At 63.1% G+C, this 17,939-nt stretch carries 21 protein-coding genes; 12 read left to right on the forward strand and 9 right to left on the reverse strand.

The window, feature by feature from the left end:
- Window positions 1-205: 205 nt before the first annotated feature.
- Window positions 206-892, forward strand: a complete 687-nt coding sequence (locus AC1DVM_RS10745; RefSeq protein WP_477254383.1) for a DUF4142 domain-containing protein — start codon at window positions 206-208, stop codon at window positions 890-892.
- 47 nt (window positions 893-939) lie between these two features.
- Here the strand turns inward: AC1DVM_RS10745 and AC1DVM_RS10750 are convergent, their stop codons facing one another.
- Both AC1DVM_RS10750 and AC1DVM_RS10755 read right to left on the reverse strand, forming a co-directional pair.
- Complete coding sequence (locus AC1DVM_RS10750) at window positions 940-1,863, reverse strand: sugar kinase (protein WP_477254385.1); 924 nt, start codon at window positions 1,861-1,863, stop codon at window positions 940-942.
- A complete protein-coding gene (locus AC1DVM_RS10755; RefSeq protein ID WP_477254387.1) occupies window positions 1,860-3,344 on the reverse strand; it encodes an FAD-binding oxidoreductase in 1,485 nt (494 codons plus the stop codon). The genes AC1DVM_RS10750 and AC1DVM_RS10755 overlap by 4 nt, the downstream gene beginning before the upstream one ends.
- Window positions 3,345-3,583: 239 nt before the next feature.
- Here AC1DVM_RS10755 and AC1DVM_RS10760 point away from each other — a divergent pair, with 239 nt between their 5' ends.
- The 5 genes from AC1DVM_RS10760 to AC1DVM_RS10780 all read left to right on the forward strand — a co-directional run bounded on the left by AC1DVM_RS10760 (window position 3,584) and on the right by AC1DVM_RS10780 (window position 7,813).
- Window positions 3,584-4,429, forward strand: coding sequence for a lysine/arginine/ornithine ABC transporter substrate-binding protein (locus AC1DVM_RS10760; protein ID WP_477254388.1), 846 nt, complete (start codon window positions 3,584-3,586; stop codon window positions 4,427-4,429).
- A 230-nt stretch (window positions 4,430-4,659) separates the two neighbouring features.
- On the forward strand, window positions 4,660-5,505 hold the full coding sequence (locus AC1DVM_RS10765) for a lysine/arginine/ornithine ABC transporter substrate-binding protein (RefSeq protein ID WP_477254390.1): 846 nt from the start codon (window positions 4,660-4,662) through the stop codon (window positions 5,503-5,505).
- 73 nt (window positions 5,506-5,578) lie between these two features.
- Window positions 5,579-6,301 (forward strand): ABC transporter permease, encoded by a 723-nt coding sequence (locus AC1DVM_RS10770; protein ID WP_477254392.1) that lies wholly within the window; start codon window positions 5,579-5,581, stop codon window positions 6,299-6,301.
- A complete protein-coding gene (locus AC1DVM_RS10775; RefSeq protein WP_477254394.1) occupies window positions 6,301-7,026 on the forward strand; it encodes an ABC transporter permease in 726 nt (241 codons plus the stop codon). The genes AC1DVM_RS10770 and AC1DVM_RS10775 overlap by 1 nt, the downstream gene beginning before the upstream one ends.
- Window positions 7,019-7,813 (forward strand): ABC transporter ATP-binding protein, encoded by a 795-nt coding sequence (locus AC1DVM_RS10780; RefSeq protein WP_477254396.1) that lies wholly within the window; start codon window positions 7,019-7,021, stop codon window positions 7,811-7,813. Before AC1DVM_RS10775 ends, AC1DVM_RS10780 begins: the two co-directional genes overlap by 8 nt.
- Before the next feature lie 25 nt (window positions 7,814-7,838).
- Here the strand turns inward: AC1DVM_RS10780 and AC1DVM_RS10785 are convergent, their stop codons facing one another.
- The gene (locus tag AC1DVM_RS10785) at window positions 7,839-8,261 is read right to left on the reverse strand and encodes a hypothetical protein (RefSeq protein WP_477254398.1); all 423 of its coding nucleotides are present in this window, start codon (window positions 8,259-8,261) and stop codon (window positions 7,839-7,841) included.
- The gene (locus AC1DVM_RS10790; protein ID WP_477254400.1) at window positions 8,258-8,701 is read right to left on the reverse strand and encodes a DUF4112 domain-containing protein; all 444 of its coding nucleotides are present in this window, start codon (window positions 8,699-8,701) and stop codon (window positions 8,258-8,260) included. Before AC1DVM_RS10790 ends, AC1DVM_RS10785 begins: the two co-directional genes overlap by 4 nt.
- 295 nt (window positions 8,702-8,996) lie before the next feature.
- On the opposite strand from AC1DVM_RS10790, the gene AC1DVM_RS10795 reads away from it, so the two are divergent.
- The 3 genes from AC1DVM_RS10795 to AC1DVM_RS10805 are packed head-to-tail and all read left to right on the forward strand — an operon-like array spanning window position 8,997 to window position 12,109.
- Window positions 8,997-9,506 carry a D-Ala-D-Ala carboxypeptidase family metallohydrolase gene (locus AC1DVM_RS10795; protein ID WP_477254402.1) on the forward strand — a complete coding sequence of 170 codons (510 nt, stop codon included), beginning with the start codon at window positions 8,997-8,999 and terminating at the stop codon, window positions 9,504-9,506.
- Window positions 9,507-9,521: 15 nt separating this feature from the next.
- Complete coding sequence (ade, locus tag AC1DVM_RS10800; RefSeq protein ID WP_477254404.1) at window positions 9,522-11,231, forward strand: adenine deaminase; 1,710 nt, start codon at window positions 9,522-9,524, stop codon at window positions 11,229-11,231.
- Complete coding sequence (locus tag AC1DVM_RS10805; protein WP_477254406.1) at window positions 11,228-12,109, forward strand: alpha/beta fold hydrolase; 882 nt, start codon at window positions 11,228-11,230, stop codon at window positions 12,107-12,109. The genes ade and AC1DVM_RS10805 overlap by 4 nt, the downstream gene beginning before the upstream one ends.
- On the opposite strand, the gene AC1DVM_RS10810 is transcribed toward AC1DVM_RS10805, so the two are convergent.
- The 3 genes from AC1DVM_RS10810 to AC1DVM_RS10820 all read right to left on the reverse strand — a co-directional run bounded on the left by AC1DVM_RS10810 (window position 12,097) and on the right by AC1DVM_RS10820 (window position 14,802).
- Entirely contained in the window at window positions 12,097-12,882 is a 786-nt protein-coding gene (locus AC1DVM_RS10810) for a LamB/YcsF family protein (RefSeq protein ID WP_477254408.1), read from the reverse strand. The genes AC1DVM_RS10805 and AC1DVM_RS10810 overlap by 13 nt on opposite strands.
- 2 nt (window positions 12,883-12,884) lie before the next feature.
- Window positions 12,885-14,177 (reverse strand): nicotinate phosphoribosyltransferase, encoded by a 1,293-nt coding sequence (pncB, locus tag AC1DVM_RS10815; protein WP_477254410.1) that lies wholly within the window; start codon window positions 14,175-14,177, stop codon window positions 12,885-12,887.
- A gap of 118 nt (window positions 14,178-14,295) precedes the next feature.
- Window positions 14,296-14,802: a pyridoxamine 5'-phosphate oxidase family protein gene (locus tag AC1DVM_RS10820; RefSeq protein ID WP_477254412.1), complete on the reverse strand. Its 507-nt coding sequence runs from the start codon at window positions 14,800-14,802 to the stop codon at window positions 14,296-14,298.
- Between the two features lie 199 nt (window positions 14,803-15,001).
- Here AC1DVM_RS10820 and AC1DVM_RS10825 point away from each other — a divergent pair, with 199 nt between their 5' ends.
- Both AC1DVM_RS10825 and AC1DVM_RS10830 read left to right on the forward strand, forming a co-directional pair.
- The gene (locus AC1DVM_RS10825) at window positions 15,002-16,123 is read left to right on the forward strand and encodes an Mrp/NBP35 family ATP-binding protein (protein WP_477254414.1); all 1,122 of its coding nucleotides are present in this window, start codon (window positions 15,002-15,004) and stop codon (window positions 16,121-16,123) included.
- 13 nt (window positions 16,124-16,136) lie between these two features.
- Entirely contained in the window at window positions 16,137-16,406 is a 270-nt protein-coding gene (locus AC1DVM_RS10830; RefSeq protein ID WP_477254416.1) for a sulfurtransferase TusA family protein, read from the forward strand.
- A 31-nt stretch (window positions 16,407-16,437) separates the two neighbouring features.
- Here AC1DVM_RS10830 and AC1DVM_RS10835 read toward each other — a convergent pair whose 3' ends face one another.
- Window positions 16,438-16,617, reverse strand: a complete 180-nt coding sequence (locus tag AC1DVM_RS10835; protein ID WP_477254418.1) for a CsbD family protein — start codon at window positions 16,615-16,617, stop codon at window positions 16,438-16,440.
- Window positions 16,618-16,884: 267 nt separating this feature from the next.
- On the opposite strand from AC1DVM_RS10835, the gene AC1DVM_RS10840 reads away from it, so the two are divergent.
- The gene (locus AC1DVM_RS10840) at window positions 16,885-17,544 is read left to right on the forward strand and encodes a sensor histidine kinase (RefSeq protein ID WP_477254420.1); all 660 of its coding nucleotides are present in this window, start codon (window positions 16,885-16,887) and stop codon (window positions 17,542-17,544) included.
- Window positions 17,545-17,562: 18 nt separating this feature from the next.
- Here AC1DVM_RS10840 and AC1DVM_RS10845 read toward each other — a convergent pair.
- The coding region (locus AC1DVM_RS10845; protein ID WP_477254422.1) for an MOFRL family protein at window positions 17,563-17,939 on the reverse strand (377 nt) is incomplete at its 5' end.

Below are 17,939 nucleotides of genomic sequence, written 5' to 3' on the forward strand. Positions count from 1 at the left end.
TCGCATTGCGACATTTCGCCAGTATTCGCTGGAACGCGCGCATTCTCAACAGTTTTCGCGAACAAGCGTGAGCGTATTCGCAGTTTAACGACGCGGATCGGAACCCCGCAAAAGCCGGTTCGTTGATGCAATGCGGAAACGATCCGGGGCTCCGAACGCTTCTTTACTGCGCCCCAGCATTCCGAATTCACAAGGAGATCTTGCGATGAAAAAATACGTAGCCATGGCGGCATTGCTGATGACAGTCTCGGCTCCCGCTTTCGCGCAAAGCATGGATTCGACAACGTTTCGCCAGATGGCTTCGCAAGCGGACGCCTTCGAGATCGCTGCGAGCCGAATGGCCCTCGAACGGACGCAGAACCCGCGCGTCCGCGCCTTCGCCCAGAAGATGATCACGGACCACGGCCAGACGAGCCAGGCGCTCAATGGCGGACGTCCCATGTATTCAGCAAGCGGTGAATGGCTCGGCACGGCCGCGACCGGCACGCTCGCGGGGGCCGGCATCGGAGCGCTCATGGGCGGCCCTGTCGGAGCCGCTGTCGGCGCAGGGGTCGGCGCGACCGCGGGGACCGTCGCAGGCGCGGCGGCACAGAGGTCCGGCGACGTGCAGACGACGGGATCAGTCTCGGCGCCCATGCGCATGGGGGTTCCGCTGGATGCGCAGAAGACCGCCATGCTCAATGAATTGGCGGCGAGCCGCGGTCACCAGTTCGACCGCCTCTACGGGCGCTATCAGCAAGCCGCGCATCAGGAAACGCTCAACCTCTATCAATCCTACGCCCAGAACGGGACTGACCCGTCGCTCATGACCTTTGCGAAATCGGTCGTCCCGCATCTGGAGCAGCATCTCGCGGATGCCAACCGGCTTCCCGGGGCGACCCGGGGCCGTTAAGTCCTGATCGATAGGGCGATATGGCGGGTCTTCGGACCCGCCGTTTTTCATGTGCGCAGGAAAGCTTCGGTCGCGACCCGGCTGGGCATCGGCGCCACCGCTCCCTTGCCGAGGGTCGAGAGCGCCGCCGCCGCGTTCGCATACGCCGCCGCGCCGAAGGGGTCGCGGTCGCGGAGCCACTGGGCGAGGAACGCGCCGTCAAACGTGTCTCCCGCACCGGTCGCGTCGACAGCCTCCACCGGCCGGGCCGGGATCACCTCGCGTCGACCGTCGACCGCCACCATCGTGCCTGATTTTCCCATCGTCAGCGCGACGATGCCGCATCCGAGTTGGAGGTAGAAATCGCAGATCTCTTCGGGTCGTTCGAGGCCGGTGAGCTGCTGTGCGTCATCAAGCCCCGGCAGCGCGATATCGGAGAGTGCGACGGCGCCGTGGATGATCGCGCGGGCCCGGTCGAGCGGCCACAGCCGCAGGCGGAGGTTCGTGTCGTAGCTGATCGTGGTGCCGCTCTCCCGAGCATGCCGCATCGCTGCATAGGCCGCGTCAGCACAGCTCTCCGAAATCGCCTGACTGATCCCGGAGGCGTGGAGGATGTGCGACGCCGCGATCTGCGCCAACGGCAATTCCTCTCTTCGAACGAGGCTGGCGGCGGAACCTGCGCGCGCATACGAGAAGACGTGACCGTCCTCGCCGTAGCTGATGAAATAGGCGCCGGTTCGGCCCTCCGGTCGGACGATGACCGATGATCGGTCGATGGTCTCTCGGTCCCAGAGTCCGAGGAAATCCGTCCCGAAGGAATCGCCGCCCACGGCTGTAAAAATCGCAGCCCTTGCGCCCTGTCGCGCGGCGGCGACGGCGGCATTGGAGACATCGCCTCCGTGTCCCGGCAGATACAGCCGCTCTCCGGCGCGTTCGACTTCCGCGAACTCCATGAGAGGCTCGCCCATGGCCAGAATATCGATCGTTTTCATGTCGGACCTGTGCCTGTTGCGTGCATTGAGCCGGGCAAAGCCGCGGGATCGTCGCTGCCGACGGCCACGACCTTGCCGGGGTTGAGAAGATTGTGCGGATCGAGCGTGTGCTTGATGGCGCGCATGAGATCAAGGGCGACCGGATCCTTGTAATGGGCGAGTTCGTCGCGCTTGATCAGGCCGATGCCGTGCTCGGCCGCGATCGATCCGTTCATGCCGTCCACGATGTCATGAACGATCCGGTTGAACTGCGCCCATTCGTCGAGGAAATCGTTCTTGTCCATAGCGGGCGGCTGCGAAAGATTGAAGTGGATGTTGCCATCGCCGAAATGCCCGAACGCACAGACGCGAACACCCGGCATCGCCGCCTCGCACGCCATTGTGGCGGCCTCGATGAACTCGGCCACCCGCGACACCGGAACAGCGACGTCGTGCTTGATCGAGCCGCCCTCGAGCCGCTGAACTTCGGACAGGTTTTCGCGCAAGCTCCATAATGCGAGGCTTTGCGTCGCGCTCTCGCCCAGGGTCGCGTCCGCGATCGTACCGTCCCCGAGCGCGTCCGCGAGGAGAGTTTCGAGAAGGCCGCGCAGATCGGCGTCCGCCCGTGGCGAGGTCAGTTCGATGAGCGCATACGAAGCGTGGCGCTCCGCCAGCGGACGAACGGCGCCGGGGCGATGCTTCAAGACGATTTCGAGCCCGAACTCCGGAATGTATTCGAACGCCGTCAATTGGTCGCCCGCCTGGTCGCGGACCTTGTTGAACAAGGCGAGCGCATCTCCCGGCGCGGCGCAGCCGACAAAGGCCGTGACCTGCGCTTTCGGCGCGGGGGAGAGCTTGAGAACCGCCGCGGTGATGATGCCGAGAGTGCCTTCGGAACCGACGAAGAGGTCCCGCAGATCGTAACCCATATTGTCCTTGCGCAGGCCCTTCAGCCCGTTCCAGATCCGCCCGTCGGACAGCACGACCTCCAGCCCCAGCGTCAACTCGCGGGCATTGCCGTATCGCAGCACCGCGACACCGCCCGCATTCGTCGCCAGATTCCCGCCGATGGTGCAGGAGCCTTCAGATGCCAGCGACAGGGGAAACAGGTAACCGGCCGCCGCGGCCGCGGCCTGGACGGATTGCAGGACGCAGCCTGCCTCCGCGATCAGGGTCCCGTTGACGGGGTCGATCTCGCGGATACGGTTGAGCCGCGTCAGGGAGAGGACGATGCCGCCGAACGGCACACCGCCGCCCACAAGACCGGTATTACCGCCCTGAACGACGACGGGGACAGCCAGTCTGGCGCATTCCCGCATGGTGAAGGCGACCTCGTCGGTATTCCCCGGACGGACAAGCGCTGCCGCCCTGCCCCGATAGAGACCGCGCAATTCCACAAGCGCGCTTTCCATGTCGCCCTCGTTCGTGACGACGTAGCCTGCGCCCAATCGGCCCCGGAGGGTTTCGATCAGCGCCTTCGCGGTTTCATCCGAGACGTTCATCCGGTCTCCTCTCGATGCGGATACTCATCGCTTCTCGCAGGGTTGATCGCAAGATCTCGCGGCCTTATTCCTGACCCGGCACAGGCTTCCGGGCCTCCGCAACAAGCCGGATGTGGGCGCGACGACCTCACTCTTGCCTTTTCGTGCGCTTTGTCCGTTACTGAGTATCGGCGCGACCGGAACGGTCGCCGGATTCAACGCCTGCCTTTCGAGCAAGCGTTCAAAAACAGGGAACGAAGATGAATTTCTTTAAGACTGTCGGTCTCGCCCTTCTCGGCTCGGCGCTCGCCATCGGCGGAGCGGCGGCCCAGGGCAAGACCCTGAAGATCGCCACGGAAGGCGCCTACGCGCCGTGGAACTTCACCGGCGCTGGCGGCAAACTGGATGGCTTCGAGATCGAACTCGCGCAGGATCTGTGCGGACGCATCAAGATGAAGTGCGAGGTGGTGGCGCAGGATTGGGACGGCATCATTCCGGCGCTTAACGCCAAGAAGTACGACGCCATCATGGCCGGCATGAGCATCACCGAGGACCGTAAGAAGGTCATCGACTTCTCCACCTCTTATGCCAACTCCCCGAACGGCTTCCTGGTGGCCAAGAACTCGCCCCTCGCCAAGATGCCCGGCACCGGCCAGGCCTTCAATCTCGGCTCCCAGAAAGAGGCCGCCGAAAAGGCCGTCGATGCGCTCAAGCCGGTCCTGAAGGGCAAGACCATCGGCGTCCAGGGCTCGACGATCCATTCGAACTTCGCCGACAAGTACTTCAAGGGTACGGCCGAGGTCCGCGAGTACAAGTCCACCGAAGCGCATGACCTCGATCTGGCCGCCGGCCGGATCGACGCCATTCTGGCGGATTCCACCGCCATCATCGGGACGCTGGAGAAGCCGGAATTCAAGGATTACGTCATGGTCGGGCCTTCGATCACCGGCGGGATGCTCGGCGCGGGCGTCGGCATCGGCCTGCGCAAGACCGACCCGGAGCTGAAGAAGAGCTTCGACGAGGCCATCAAGGCGGCCATCGCCGACGGCACGATCAAGAAGCTGTCGCTCAAGTGGTTCAAGATCGACACCACGCCGTCCAGCTAAGGGCGGACCTGAACGGTTGAGACGGGGCGCGGTGAAGACCGCGCCCTTTTTCCGTCGCGATCGCTGCGATCTGCGACCGAAAAGATCAGCCGAGGGCGCTTATTCGGCCGGAAGGGGACTTGCGCGAGCTCGGCATTTGCCTGTTAGCTTTGGTCAACCGGGCAGTCGCCGCAGGCATGGGCCGAGGGCCACCCGGAATGGTTCGGTTAAACTGACCACAGGGAACGACGATGACATTCTTCAGGACTATCGGTCTCGGATTGCTGGCCTCCGCCCTCGCCTTCGGTGGCGCCGCGGCGCAGGACAAGACGATCAAGATTGCCACCGAGGGCGCCTATGCGCCCTGGAACTTCACCGGCGCCGGCGGCAAGCTGGAAGGCTTCGAGATCGACCTCGCGGCCGACCTCTGCGCCCGGATCAAGGTCAAGTGCGAGGTGGTGGCGCAGGATTGGGACGGCATCATTCCGGCCCTCAACGCCAAGAAATACGACGCCATCATGGCCGGCATGAACATCACCGACAAACGCCTCGAAGTCGTTGCGTTCACGCGCCCCTACGCGTCCGGTTTGCACGGCTTCGCGGTCATGAAGGATTCGCCGCTGGCCAAGCTCGCGGGCACGGGCGAGCGCGCCAATCTCGACAAGGATCCCGAGGCCGCGCAGAAAATCATCGATGCGTGGAAGCCGCTCCTGAAAGGCAAGACGGTCGGCACGCAAGGTTCGACCGTGAACTCGCAGTTCCTGGAAAAGTATCTCAAGGACACCGTGACGATCCGCGAATACAAGACCACCGAGCAGCACGATCTCGATCTCGGGGCCGGCCGCGTCGACGCGATCTTCGCCGCGCATTCCTCCTTGAAGGCCACCCTCGATCAGCCTGAGTTCAAGGGCATGATGATCGCCGGCGCCGGCGTGACGGGCGGCATCCTCGGCCGCGGCGTCGCGGTTGCGGTGCGCAAGGACGACGCCGACCTCAAGGGTAAGTTCGATTCCGCCATTCAGGCGGCTATCGCCGACGGCACCATCGCGAAATTGACCCAGAAATGGTTCAAGGTCGATATGACGCCGCAGGGCTGAACGTTCAGGCAAAAATCATCGCGAAACGCGTCATCCCCACCGGGGATGACGCACATAGCAGGATAAGCAGAACGTGCAGCAACCGAGCTATTTCGAGCTCATCGGTTTTGGACCGGCGGGCTGGGGCCTTGCCCTCCTGTCTGCCACGGGAATGACGCTGGCAGTCGCCCTTTGCGGCTTTCTCGCAGGATCGGTCGTCGGAACTCTGGTGGCCTGGGCGAAGCTTTCGCGAAGCGTGGTGGCCCGCACCTTCGGCGACGGCTACACCACCATTCTTCGCGGCATTCCCGACCTCCTCGTCATCTACCTGTTCTATTTCGGCGGCAGCGCCGCGTTGGGCGCCATCGGCGGGCTCTTCGGCGCGGAAGGATTCATTGGCGTTCCGGCCTTCGTCACGGGCGCGCTTGCCATCGGCATCGTCTCGGGCGCCTATCAGGCTGAGGTCTTTCGCGGCGCCTATCAGATTCTCAATCGCGGTGAGCTCGAGGCTGCACGATCGGTCGGCATGCATCGCTGGCTGATGTTCCGACGCATCATCGCCCCACAGGTGCTGCGCTACGCGATCCCGGGACTTGGCAATACCTGGCAGCTCGTCCTCAAGGAATCGGCACTGATCTCGGTGACGGGTCTGGTGGAATTGCTGCGCCAATCGCACATCGCCGCGGGCTCGACCCGCCGGCCGTTCGACTTCTACATCACGGCCGCAATTCTCTACCTCGTGATCACCTGGGTTTCCACCTATCTGTTCCAGCGCGCCGAGACCCATTCGCTGCGCGGCATCAGGAGGGCTTCCTGATGGATTTCGGCTTCATGTGGGAGACCTTCCTGCAATTGCTCAGCGGCGTTCCGCTGACGCTCAATCTCGCATTCACGTCGGTGGCATTCGGAGCCGTCCTCGCCATGATCCTTGCGCTCATGCGCATGTCGGGCGTCGGGATCATCGAGGGGATCGCGAAGGCGTATGTGTTCGTGTTCCGCGGCACGCCGCTTCTGGTGCAGATCTTCCTGATCTATTACGGCCTCGGGCAGTTCCGGCCGACCTTGCAGGAATTCGGCCTGTGGACGTTCTTCCGGGAACCTTACTGGTGCGCGATCCTGGCGCTGACGTTGAACACCGGCGCCTATGCGAGCGAGATCATTCGCGGCGGTCTGCAATCCGTGCCGCACCAGCAGGTGGAGGCGGCGAAAGCCTGCGGCATGTCGGGTTTCCTGCTCTTCCGCCGGATCGTCTTTCCCATCGCGGTGCGTCAGGCCCTGCCGGCCTATGGCAGCGAGATCATCCTGATGGTGAAGGCGACGTCGCTGGCATCGATCATCACGATGATGGAGGTCACCGGCCTTGCCGCCAAGTTGATCTCGCAAACTTTCCGCGCCGTGGAAGTGTTCGTCGTCGCCGGCCTGATCTACCTCATCCTGAACTTCGCCATCACGCGCATGATCATGGCGATAGAGTGGTGGTTATCTCCTCATCTGCGACGCGCGACGCCTGTCGAGCCTCGCCTGGAAGCCGCCCATGTCTGATGGAGCATCGAACGTGACGACAGCAACCATTCCTGCCGTCTCGGTGGAAAACCTTCGCAAGAGTTTTGGCTCCCTCGAAGTTCTCAAGGGCGTATCGCTCTCGGCCAAAGACGGCGACGTCATTTCCATTCTTGGCGCGTCGGGCTCGGGCAAATCCACCATGCTTCGCTGCATCAACATGCTCGAAGTGCCGGATTCGGGCGAGATCCGCATCGGCGGTGAGGCCATCGGCATCAAGCGCACGCGGCGCGGGATGGAACCGGCCGACCAGTCGCAGGTGGACCGCATACGGTCGCGGGTCGCCATGGTGTTCCAGAGTTTCAACCTCTGGTCCCACATGACGATCCTCGAAAATGTCATCGAGGCTCCGATCCACGTGCAGAAACGGCCTCGGGCCGAATGCATCGCCGAGGCCGAGGCGATCCTCCAGAAAGTCGGCATCGTCGACAAGCGCAACCAATACCCCTCGCACCTGTCCGGGGGGCAACAGCAGCGCGCCGCGATCGCGCGGGCCCTCGCCATGCGACCGCAGGTGATGCTGTTCGACGAGCCGACCTCGGCGCTCGACCCGGAATTGGTGGGCGAGGTGCTGCGCGTGATGCGCGCGCTCGCCGAAGAAGGCCGCACCATGCTCGTTGTCACGCACGAAATGGGTTTCGCGCGGGACGTGTCGAACCGGGTGATGTTCCTGCATCAGGGAATGGTGGAAGAAGAAGGCCCGCCTGCCGACGTTTTTGGCGCACCGAAATCCGAGCGCTTCAAGCAGTTCATCTCGAGCCACCGCTAAGCAGCGTCAGCCGCCTGGCGACGACCTACCGTCGTTCGATCAGCCGGATATCGTCGTCGTCCGACGCGGGCTTGTGCGGCGTCACATCGCGATATCCTGGACGCGGCTCGTCGGAGGGCCACGCGGGCTGCGGAGGCCACGCCATGGGCTCGCGGATTATCCGGCCACCGCGGCCGAGCGCACCCAGCGCGAGGCTCAACAGCGTCGGCACGGCGAGGATCGCCGCCGACACCACGCCCCAAACCAGCAGCACCGCCGCCAACCCGACATTGCGCAGGGCCGACACGCCCCAGGAGAGCCACTCGACGCTCGCCGGGTGGCTGGTGACCACGTCGGCATTTCGCGCAGCCGTATCGCCGAAAAAGCCGATCAGGCCATACACGCCCCACGCAAGAAGCGTCCACAACCCAACCACCGTGAGGGCGAAGAACCACAACACCCGTGTCATCGCTTTTGCTCGCCCCTCCGGAACGCCGTGCCGTCGATCTCGCGCGGGCCGCGTTTCGGCATGCCGAGATGCTCGTGAATGATGCGCAGATTACGTTCGTTCGACTTGAAGTACACGTCGAAGAAATCGCCCGCCAGTGGAATGGCGCCGATGGCCGTATCGACCGCCACGTTGCCGATCATCCGAGCAATCTTTCGACGCGGCAAGCCGAGCCCGCGCGCTTCCCAGATGATGTAGCTGGCAAGCACGGCCGAGACGGCATCGCCGATTCCCGGCACCAGCCCGATGACGGAATCGAGGCCGACGCGGCGATTGATCCCGGGGATCAAGAACGCGCTGTCGAGCAGACGCGCCACCATCGTGACCCGCGCGACCGCATCGACCTGATCGCGGTCCCGGATCCTCGTGATGTCAAAGGGTGCGCCTTGCGCAGCGTTCATGGCCGTCTCCCGATGTCCCCGGAATGGCGACATACCTGCCGACATGTGTGCATTGGCCGGGGCCATCGCAAGATCTTGTCGCCGTCTCGTACATGGACCCTCACGCGGCCGGCCGGGGCTGCTGCTACTTCCAAAGAACCATTCTCCGAAAGCCGCAACGTCTTGCCGCCAGACATCACCACCTTAGCTTGCAGTTCTACGGAAACACAAACTGTAGTTACATAATATCGAAGGCCGCCGCGCGCAGATGGCGACAAGCGGCCCGTCAAGAAGGGGGCTCGAATGGGGAAACCTCATGAGCACCGATCGCATACGGCTGATTTCGACTTCACTTGTCCTGAGCGGTCTCGTCACCTTTGGCAGCGGAAGCGGCCGGGCCGAAGGCGGCGAGCAGCCTCCGGCGCATTATGCCAGCCTCCCGGGCGATGGAGCCTCGCCGGACCGGGGCCGATCCGGAAACGACGGCACGACGGTGGGGCGACAAATTCAACGGGGCGCCATCATCCTGCGACCGCGCGCGCCTCTCACATGCCTGCCTGGCAGTTTGCGGCTCGTCATGGCGGATGTGGCGGTCCGGTTCGGCAGCATCAGCGTCGAATCCACGCATCGCAGCAGAAGCCATAACGGTCGAGCGGGCGGCGCCCGCCATTCGCTCCATCTCTCCTGCCGCGCCGTGGATCTGCGTGTGCGCACGCGTGCCCAAGGCGTGATGGCGTATTTACGCTCGCGTCCCGAAGTAGGCGGCCTTAAGATGTACGGGACCGGCATCATCCACATCGACAACGGAGAACGCCGCAGCTGGTGAGGATCTCTGAGCCGCATGGGACATCATGATGCAGAAACGCTCCGGCGTCGGATCGCGCAAGGCAAAGGATCGGAGCCAGCCGATCTCGTCATCTCCGACATACGACTGTTCGATCTCGTCACCGGAGCGCTGATCAAAACGGATATCGCCATCTGCGGCGACACCATCGTCGGCACCTATGGCCGATATCGCGCCAAGCGCACGATCGATGGCCGCGGTCGCATCGCGGTACCGGGCTTCATCGATACGCATCTGCATGTGGAATCGTCGCTCGTCACGCCCTTCGAGTTTGATCGCTGCGTGCTTCCGCACGGCGTCACCACGGCGATCTGCGATCCGCACGAAATGGCCAACGTCATCGGGACCGCAGCGTTCGACTATTTCCTTGCGGCGGCCGAGCGCACCATCATGGATCTGCGCGTGCAGCTATCGAGTTGCGTGCCCGCCACGCATCTGGAGACATCCGGCGCCAGGATCAGCGCGGCGGAACTCGTGCGTTATCTCGATCATCCCAAGGTGATCGGGCTTGCGGAGTTCATGAACTTTCCTGGCGTTCTCGCGGGCGATCCAGCCTGTCTTGCCAAGATCGCGGCGTTCGCCGAACGGCATATCGACGGTCACGCACCTCTCGTGCGCGGACTGGACCTCAACGGCTACCTCGCGGCAGGCATTCGAACCGATCACGAAACCACCACGGCCGATGAAGCGTTGGAAAAGATCCGCAAGGGCATGACCGTCCTCATCCGGGAGGGATCGGTGTCGAAGGATCTGCACGCTTTGGCGCCCCTGCTGTCCGTCCCGACGTCACCCTTTCTCGCCCTGTGCACGGACGATCGAAACCCTCTCGACATCGCCGAAGAGGGCCATCTGGACTACATGATCCGCACATTGATATCGCTCGGTTGCGAGCCGCTCGCAGCGTATCGCGCCGCCTCGCTCACCGCGGCGCAAGCCTTCGGATTGAAGGACCGCGGCATGATCGCGCCGGGCAAGCGCGCCGATATCGTGCTGCTTGACGATTTGAACGATTGCGTCGTCTCCGACGTGGTGAGCGCGGGTTGCCTCGTCGACGACGATCTGTTCGCGTCCCGCCGCGTGATCGCCCCGGTGGGTCGCGACAGCGTCAAGATCAAGCAAGCGCTGGCGGGTGATTTCGCGGTTGTGGCATCCTCGGGGGAGATGCCGGTGATCGGCGTCATTCCGGGCAAGATCATCACCGCCAGACTTGCCGCCACGCTCCCGTCCGAAGGCGGATATGCGATGTGCGATGTAGCCCATGACATCGTCAAGGTGGCGGTAGTCGCGCGTCATGGCATCAACGACAATATCGGACGCGCGTTCGTCAAAGGTTTCGGGATGAAACGCGGCGCCATCGCCTCGTCGGTGGGGCACGACAGTCACAACATCTGCGTGGTGGGCGCCGACGATTCGGATATGGCGATCGCGGTCAATCGGCTGCACGATCTGCAGGGTGGTTTCGTCGTGGTCGCCGACGGCAAGGTGCTGGCCGAGCTGCCGCTTCCCATCGCGGGCCTGATGAGCGATCTCCCGTTTGAGGATGTGCGGGAGGCGCTCTACCTGCTCCGGAAGGCCGCGAAACAACTCGGGGTCACGCTTGCGGAGCCTTTCCTCCAGGTCGCCTTCCTGCCGCTTCCCGTGATTCCGCATCTCAAGATCACGGATTTCGGCCTTGTGGATGTCGACACCATGACATTGGTCCCATGACGTTGTTCGAAGGTTTCACCCATCGACAGATCGCGACACCCGAGGCGATGATCAATCTGCGCCACGCCGGCGACGGTCCGCCGCTGCTGCTCCTGCACGGCCATCCGCAGACACATGCCATGTGGCATCGCATCGCGCCGGCGCTGACGAAGGATTTCACCGTGGTATGCGCTGATCTGCGCGGCTACGGCGACAGTTCCAAACCGCCGACGAATCCGGACCACGAGCCTTATTCGAAACGGGCCATGGCGCGCGACCAGATCGCGGTCATGCGCGATCTCGGGTTCGATCGGTTCGCCGTCGTGGGGCACGATCGCGGCGGCCGCTGCGCCTATCGGATGGCGCTCGATCATCCAGACGCAATCGCCGCCCTGTCGGTTCTCGACATTCTCCCAACGGCGGAGCATTTCCAGCGCACCGACATGTCGTTCGCGCTGGGCTATTGGCATTGGTTCTTCCTCGCGCAGCCGTTCGATCTACCGGAGCGCCTCATCGGCGCGGATCCCGATGCATTCTATCTGCGGCGGGGAACCTCGATGTTCGATCCCGCGGCTCTCGCCGAATACCGCCGGTGTTTTACGAACCCGGAAACCATTCACGCCATGTGCGAGGATTATCGCGCGGGCGCCGGCATCGACATGCAGCTCGATCTGGCCGATCACAAATCCGGACGCCGGATCGCCTGCCCGATTCAGGCCTTGTGGGGGCTGCGCGGTCCGATTGCCCGTTGGTACGACGTGCCGGCAATCTGGCGGGACTGGGCAGACGGCGCGGTCGAAGGCCAAGGCATCGATTGCGGGCACTATCTCGCCGAGGAAGCCCCGGAGGAGACACTTTCGGCGATCCAGGATTTTCTGGCGCGCAGCTACAGGCTGTGACCGCCCTCGCCCGCCGTGAAAGGCGCAATCGAAAAACCGTTGGCTTCGAGTTTGGCGCGGATGGCCCGCGCCATGTCGACCGCGCTCGGCTCATCCCCATGGACGCAAATCGTGTCGATCGTCAGCGGAATGCGGCGCCCCGATTGCGTGACGATCGCGCCCTCTTGCAGCGTGCGAAGCACCCTCTCGGCGGCAGCGTCCGGATCGTGCAGGACGGCTCCGGTCTTCTTGCGACTCATGAGTGCGCCATTCTCCTCATAGGCGCGGTCCGCGAAGAACTCGCGCGCGACCCGGAGCCCGATTTTCTCTGACGCCGCTTCCATGAGGAGACCCGGCATGCAAACGTTCACCAATGTGGGATCGACGCCCTTGATCGCACGGGCGATGGCGATCGCCAGGCTCTCGTCTTCGTTCGCCATATTGTTGAGCGCCCCGTGCGCCTTCACATATGAGACTCGGTGGCCCGCAAGCGCCGCGACGCCCTGCAGCGCGCCGATCTGATAGGCGATCATGCGCTCGATCTCGGCCGGGGAATCACCCACGACGACGCGGCGTCCAAATCCCGCCAGATCGTTGAAGCCGGGATGCGCGCCCAGCGCCACGCCTCTCTGTTTAGCCATGACCGCCGTGCGAAACATGATGGAGGGATCGCCGGCGTGAAAGCCGCACGCCACGTTGGCCGACGACACGATGTCGAGCATCGCCGCATCGTCGCCCATTGGCCAGGGTCCGAAACCTTCACCCATGTCGCAATTGAGGTCGATGGTTGCCATCATCACACCAGAACCGGTTGCGGCTTCTGGCTCCCCACATGGAACACGCGCTTGTAGCGCTCGATCTCAGCGGAGGGGCCCATCGCCTTTGTGGGATTGTCGGAGAGTTTCACCGTGGGGTGGCCGTTGGCGGAGATGACCTTGCAGACGATCGAGATGGGATCGAGCCCGCCATCCGGCGCAAGACCGCGAAAGTCATTGGTCAGAAGCGTTCCCCAGCCGTAACCGATGCGCATCCGTCCGTTGAAATGCCGATGGACCCGCTCGATGACGTCGACGTCCAGCCCATCGGAAAAGATCGCGAGCTTATCCTTGGGATTCTGTCCCCGCGCGCGCCACCACGCAATCGCCTCTTCGCCGCCCTCGATGGGATCTTTCGAATCGATGCGGATACCCGTCCAGTTCGGCACCCAATCAGGAGCGTTCGCGAGAAAGTTGGACGTGCCATAAGTATCAGGGAGGATGACCAGCAGGTTGCCCTGATAATCCTCCTGCCAGTCCTCAAGGACCCGATACGGCGCGGTCGCCATCTCGGCGTCGGTCGCGGCGAGCGCCGTGTAGACCATCGGCAGTTCGTGGGCGTTCGTGCCGACCGCTTCCACTTCGCGCCGCAACGCAATGAGACAATTGGACGTGCCAAGGAAGGATGAGCCAAGCCCTTCGAGCATGGCCTGAACGCACCAATCCTGCCACAGGAAGCCATGCCGCCGCCGGGTTCCGAAATCCGAGATGGAGAGATCGGGCAGCGTCTTGAGGTGGTTGATCTTCTCCCACACCCGCGTCATCGCCCGCGCATACAGGACCTGGAGCTCGAACTTGCCCATATCCTTGAGCACGCCGCGCGAACGAAGTTCGTTCAGGATCGCCAGGGCGGGAATCTCCCACATGGTCGTCTCGATCCAGGGGCCGTGGAAGGTCAGAACATACTGGCCTTCCTCTTTCTCGAGCAGATATTCCGGAAACCGGAAGGCCTCGAGCCAATCCATGAATTCCGGCGAGAACATCTGCCGCTTGCCGTAGAACGTGTTGCCCCGCAGCCAGGTCGACTCGCCGCGGGTGAGCGAGAGCGAGCGGACGTGATCGAGCTGTTCGCGCAGCTCCTGGGCATCGATGAGATCCGCCAGGCGGATGCGCGTGGTCCTGTTGTGAATCCCGAACGTGACCTGCACGTCGCGATGCCGGCGGAAGATCGTCTGCGCCATCAGCAGTTTGTAGAAGTCCGTATCGAGCACGGAGCGCACGATCGGGTCGATTTTCCAAGTGTGGTTGTACACCCGGGTCGCGATATCCGCCAAGGCAAGCTCCCTGCAAGGTCGGAAAAGGCGACAATAGCGAAGCGTCGGGCCTCGCGAAAGGCGGAGTTTCTCTTAAGGGGCCGTTCCCCTCGCGGGACGCGCGACGGGAACGCAGCGGTCAGCCGTGGAGGTCCACCTTGGCGTGGTCACCGGGATCGGCGCGCTCGCCCGTCACCACGGCTTTCACGTAGCCCACGAGATTGACGATGGTGGATGAAGGACTGTCCCAGAACTCGCCACGCTCCGGGTGGACTCGGAGGAGGCAGATCTGCGGGTCATCCTTGCCCTTGGGAAACCATGCCTTCATGGGCTCTGACCATTTTTCGTCGATCTTGGCTTTGTCGCGGACGATTTCGGCCTTCCCGACCACAGCCACATAGGTGTTGCTCGCGGGGTCGGCGTAGCCGAGGCTGACCTCATTGTCCCGGGTGATTTCCTGCGTCTTCGAGGAACCGACCTGGGTGAAGAACCAAAGATCGCCGTGCTCGTCCGCTTCCAGATTATACATGGGTCGCGTATGGAGCTTCCCGCCGTTCTCGGCGGTGGTCATCATGGCGATCTTCACGTCCTTGATCAGCGTGTAGAGCTTTTTCGCATTCGGATCGTCGTGGCCATGCTGGTGCATCGTAAACTCCTCGTTGTCTTGCAAAGCTTCGGAAAGCCGGCGCGGACAATCTGGGTGAGGACGCCCGCGAATGTGGGGACAACACCGCAATATCCCATTGGTTCGGGATATTGCGCGGGCTCTGCTGCTAGGCCTTAACTCCGGGTCCCGGGGCCTATACATGCAAGCAGAGCAGATATCTGAGCCAAGGAGGCCCATCGTGACGGTGACACGTGAGCGCGTGATGCAGGCATTGGCCGACATCGCCGTGGATGAGAGCGGCGCAAGATTGGTCGAGTCCGGCCGCCTGTCCGATATCGTCATCGATGCGAGCGGTCGGGTGATGTTCTCGATCTTCATCGATCCGCCCGAAGCGCCGAGGTTGGAAAATGTCCGCCTCGCGGCCGAAAAGTCCGTTCGGGCCGTACCGGGGGTGATGGGCGTGTTTGCGACGCTGACAGCCGAACGAGCCGGCGGCGGCGAACCGGCGAGGACGGCAGCGCCATCGCCGCGTCCGGGCCCGTCGAAACAGCCGAAAACCCAGCGCATACCCGGTGTGGCCCATGTGATCGCGGTGGCATCCGGCAAAGGCGGCGTCGGAAAATCGACGACCGCCGTCAATCTGGCGCTGGGGCTGGGGACATTGGGCCTTCGCGTCGGCCTGCTCGACGCCGACATCTACGGTCCCTCGATCCCAAAGCTTCTCGGCATCCACGGCAAGCCGAAGCTCCTCGAGGGGCGGATCCTGGAACCGATGGAAGCCTACGGGCTCAAGGTGATGTCCATCGGCTTCCTGGTCGAGGAAGAGGCCGCGATGATCTGGCGGGGCCCGATGGTCATGTCGGCCATCACCCAGATGCTGCGCGAAGTCGCCTGGGGCGAACTCGATGTTCTGGTCGTCGACATGCCCCCGGGCACCGGCGATGCCCAACTCACCATGGCGCAGGCGACGCCGCTTTCCGGCGCCGTCATCGTTTCGACCCCGCAGGACCTCGCCCTCATCGATGCGCGCCGCGGTGTTTCGATGTTCCGGCGGGTGGAAATCCCGATCCTCGGCATCGTCGAGAACATGGCGACATTCGTCTGCCCGAATTGTGGAAAGGCATCCGATATCTTCGGTCACGGCGGTGCGCGGCACGAGGCGGAAAGGCTCGGCGTTGCATTTCTCGGCGAGGTGCCATTGACGATGTCGATCCGCGAATCCTCCGACGCCGGTCGCCCCGTCGTGGCGGTCGAACCGGAAAGCGCGCAGGCTGCGATCTATAAAGCCATGGCGCGGCAGGTCCACACGGCGTTATCCGGTGCGGGCACACGCGCAGCGCCGCGTATCGTCATTGAATGAGGGCAGCCTGGCCATGACCGAGTCTCACGCGGGCGTTCGGGAACTCGACCTGTCGGGGTTGAAATGTCCCCTGCCGGTGCTGCGCACGCGCAAGGTTTTGGAGCACGCGCAGGCTGGTGACAGGATTCGCCTGATCTGCACCGACCCGCTCACGTCGATCGATATTCCACACTTGCTGCGGGAAACGGGCGATCTGCTCGAAGAGCACGTCGTTCGGGCCGACAAGCAGGTCTTTCTGATCCGCCGAAATCCTCGTACTGAAACGCAAAACGGCCCGGCTTGAAGCCGGGCCGTTTTGCTGGAAACGGGACCGATCAGTCGCGCTTTCCGCGTAGCGAATCCTTGATGCCGCCGACGGTGTTCTGCACCTTGCCTTCGACCTTATCCATCTTGCCTTCGGCCTCGAGCTTGCTGTCGCCAATGGCCTTGCCGACACCTTCTTTAACGGTGCCCTTGATATTCTTCATGCTGCCTTCGACGCGATCTTTATCCATCTCGTGGAATCTCCATTCGTCCTGAAAGGTACGGGGTGGAAACGCGGCATTCGGGAAAGGGTTTCGCACCTGCGTCGTCGGGCCGCCGCCCGTGCCATGGCGCACACGGCGGACCCGAGCCGGGAAACCACCGGCAATGAAACAACGTTATACCGTGAATTTCATGGAAATAGCGTGTCAGATCCCCATCCACCCTCGAAAAAACCGCGGAAACCGGCCAAGGCGCGTGCCGCCCGTCTGGCTAAATCAGGTTCGAACCTCGATCGCATGACGCTGCTTGCACACCAGTTGCGGGCACCCTTGGCGGTGATCTCGGCGCTTGCGCAAGGCCTCGCCCGGCGGGTTCATCGCATGTCGCCTGACGATGTTCGGGAGCGTGCGAAAAAAATTTGGAATGCCAGTCGTCGCCTCGACGAACTGATTGGCACGATCATGAATTACACCCGCGCCAATGCCGGCGGAATCGTACTGCACCGGACGAACTTCGACATCAAGATCGTCCTGCGGCGGATTTCCAAAGAGCACGAACGGCTGTCCGGCGGTCGGCGCTGCGAACTCGACATCGCGGTCTTGCCCGATAAAATCAGCGGAGATGCGGTGCTCATCGAGCAGGCGCTTGGAATCGTGCTCGCCAACGCCCTGCGATACTCTTCTGAAGGAAGTCCCATCCTCGTCACGGGCCGTCTGTGCGACCGAGCGATCACCATCACGATCAGAGATGCGGGTGTCGGCATTTCCTCGCGGGACCTGCCCTTTGTCGGCCAGCCCTTTTTCCGGGGCGCCAATACGCGAAACCTGCCCGGTACTGGCCTCGGATTGAGCCTTGCACGGCATATCGTGTCGCTTCACGAAGGCAGATTGCTGATCGAGAGCGAAGAAGGCGAAGGCACCACCGTGCGCATCAAGCTGCCGCTTGAAGCCCAGTAATCGCGCTTCCAATCGCCATCATCCGGAACGGACGAGAATGCATCTGAAATCATTGACGTTGGTCAGCGTCGGACCGCTGACGACCAACCGATCGAGCGCCTCGAACGCCGTGTAGGCATCGTTTTGTTCAAGAGCGAGTGCGAGATCGATGCCCTGCCGCTTGGCGCGAACGATCATGTCGGCGTCGAACCATGCGCCCGCATTCTCCTCCGAGCCATCGATTCCATCCGTGTCGCAGGCGATTGCAGAAACGCGGCTGTCTTCCCCGATCTCCAGGGCGAGCGCCAGAAGGAACTCGGCATTGCGACCGCCACGGCCATTGCCGCGCATCGTCACGGTCGTCTCTCCGCCGGACAGCAGGACGCAGGGTGCCGCAAGGGGCGCACCATGGGTGA

It is taken from the genome of Microvirga sp. P4_A5, from assembly GCF_056402495.1.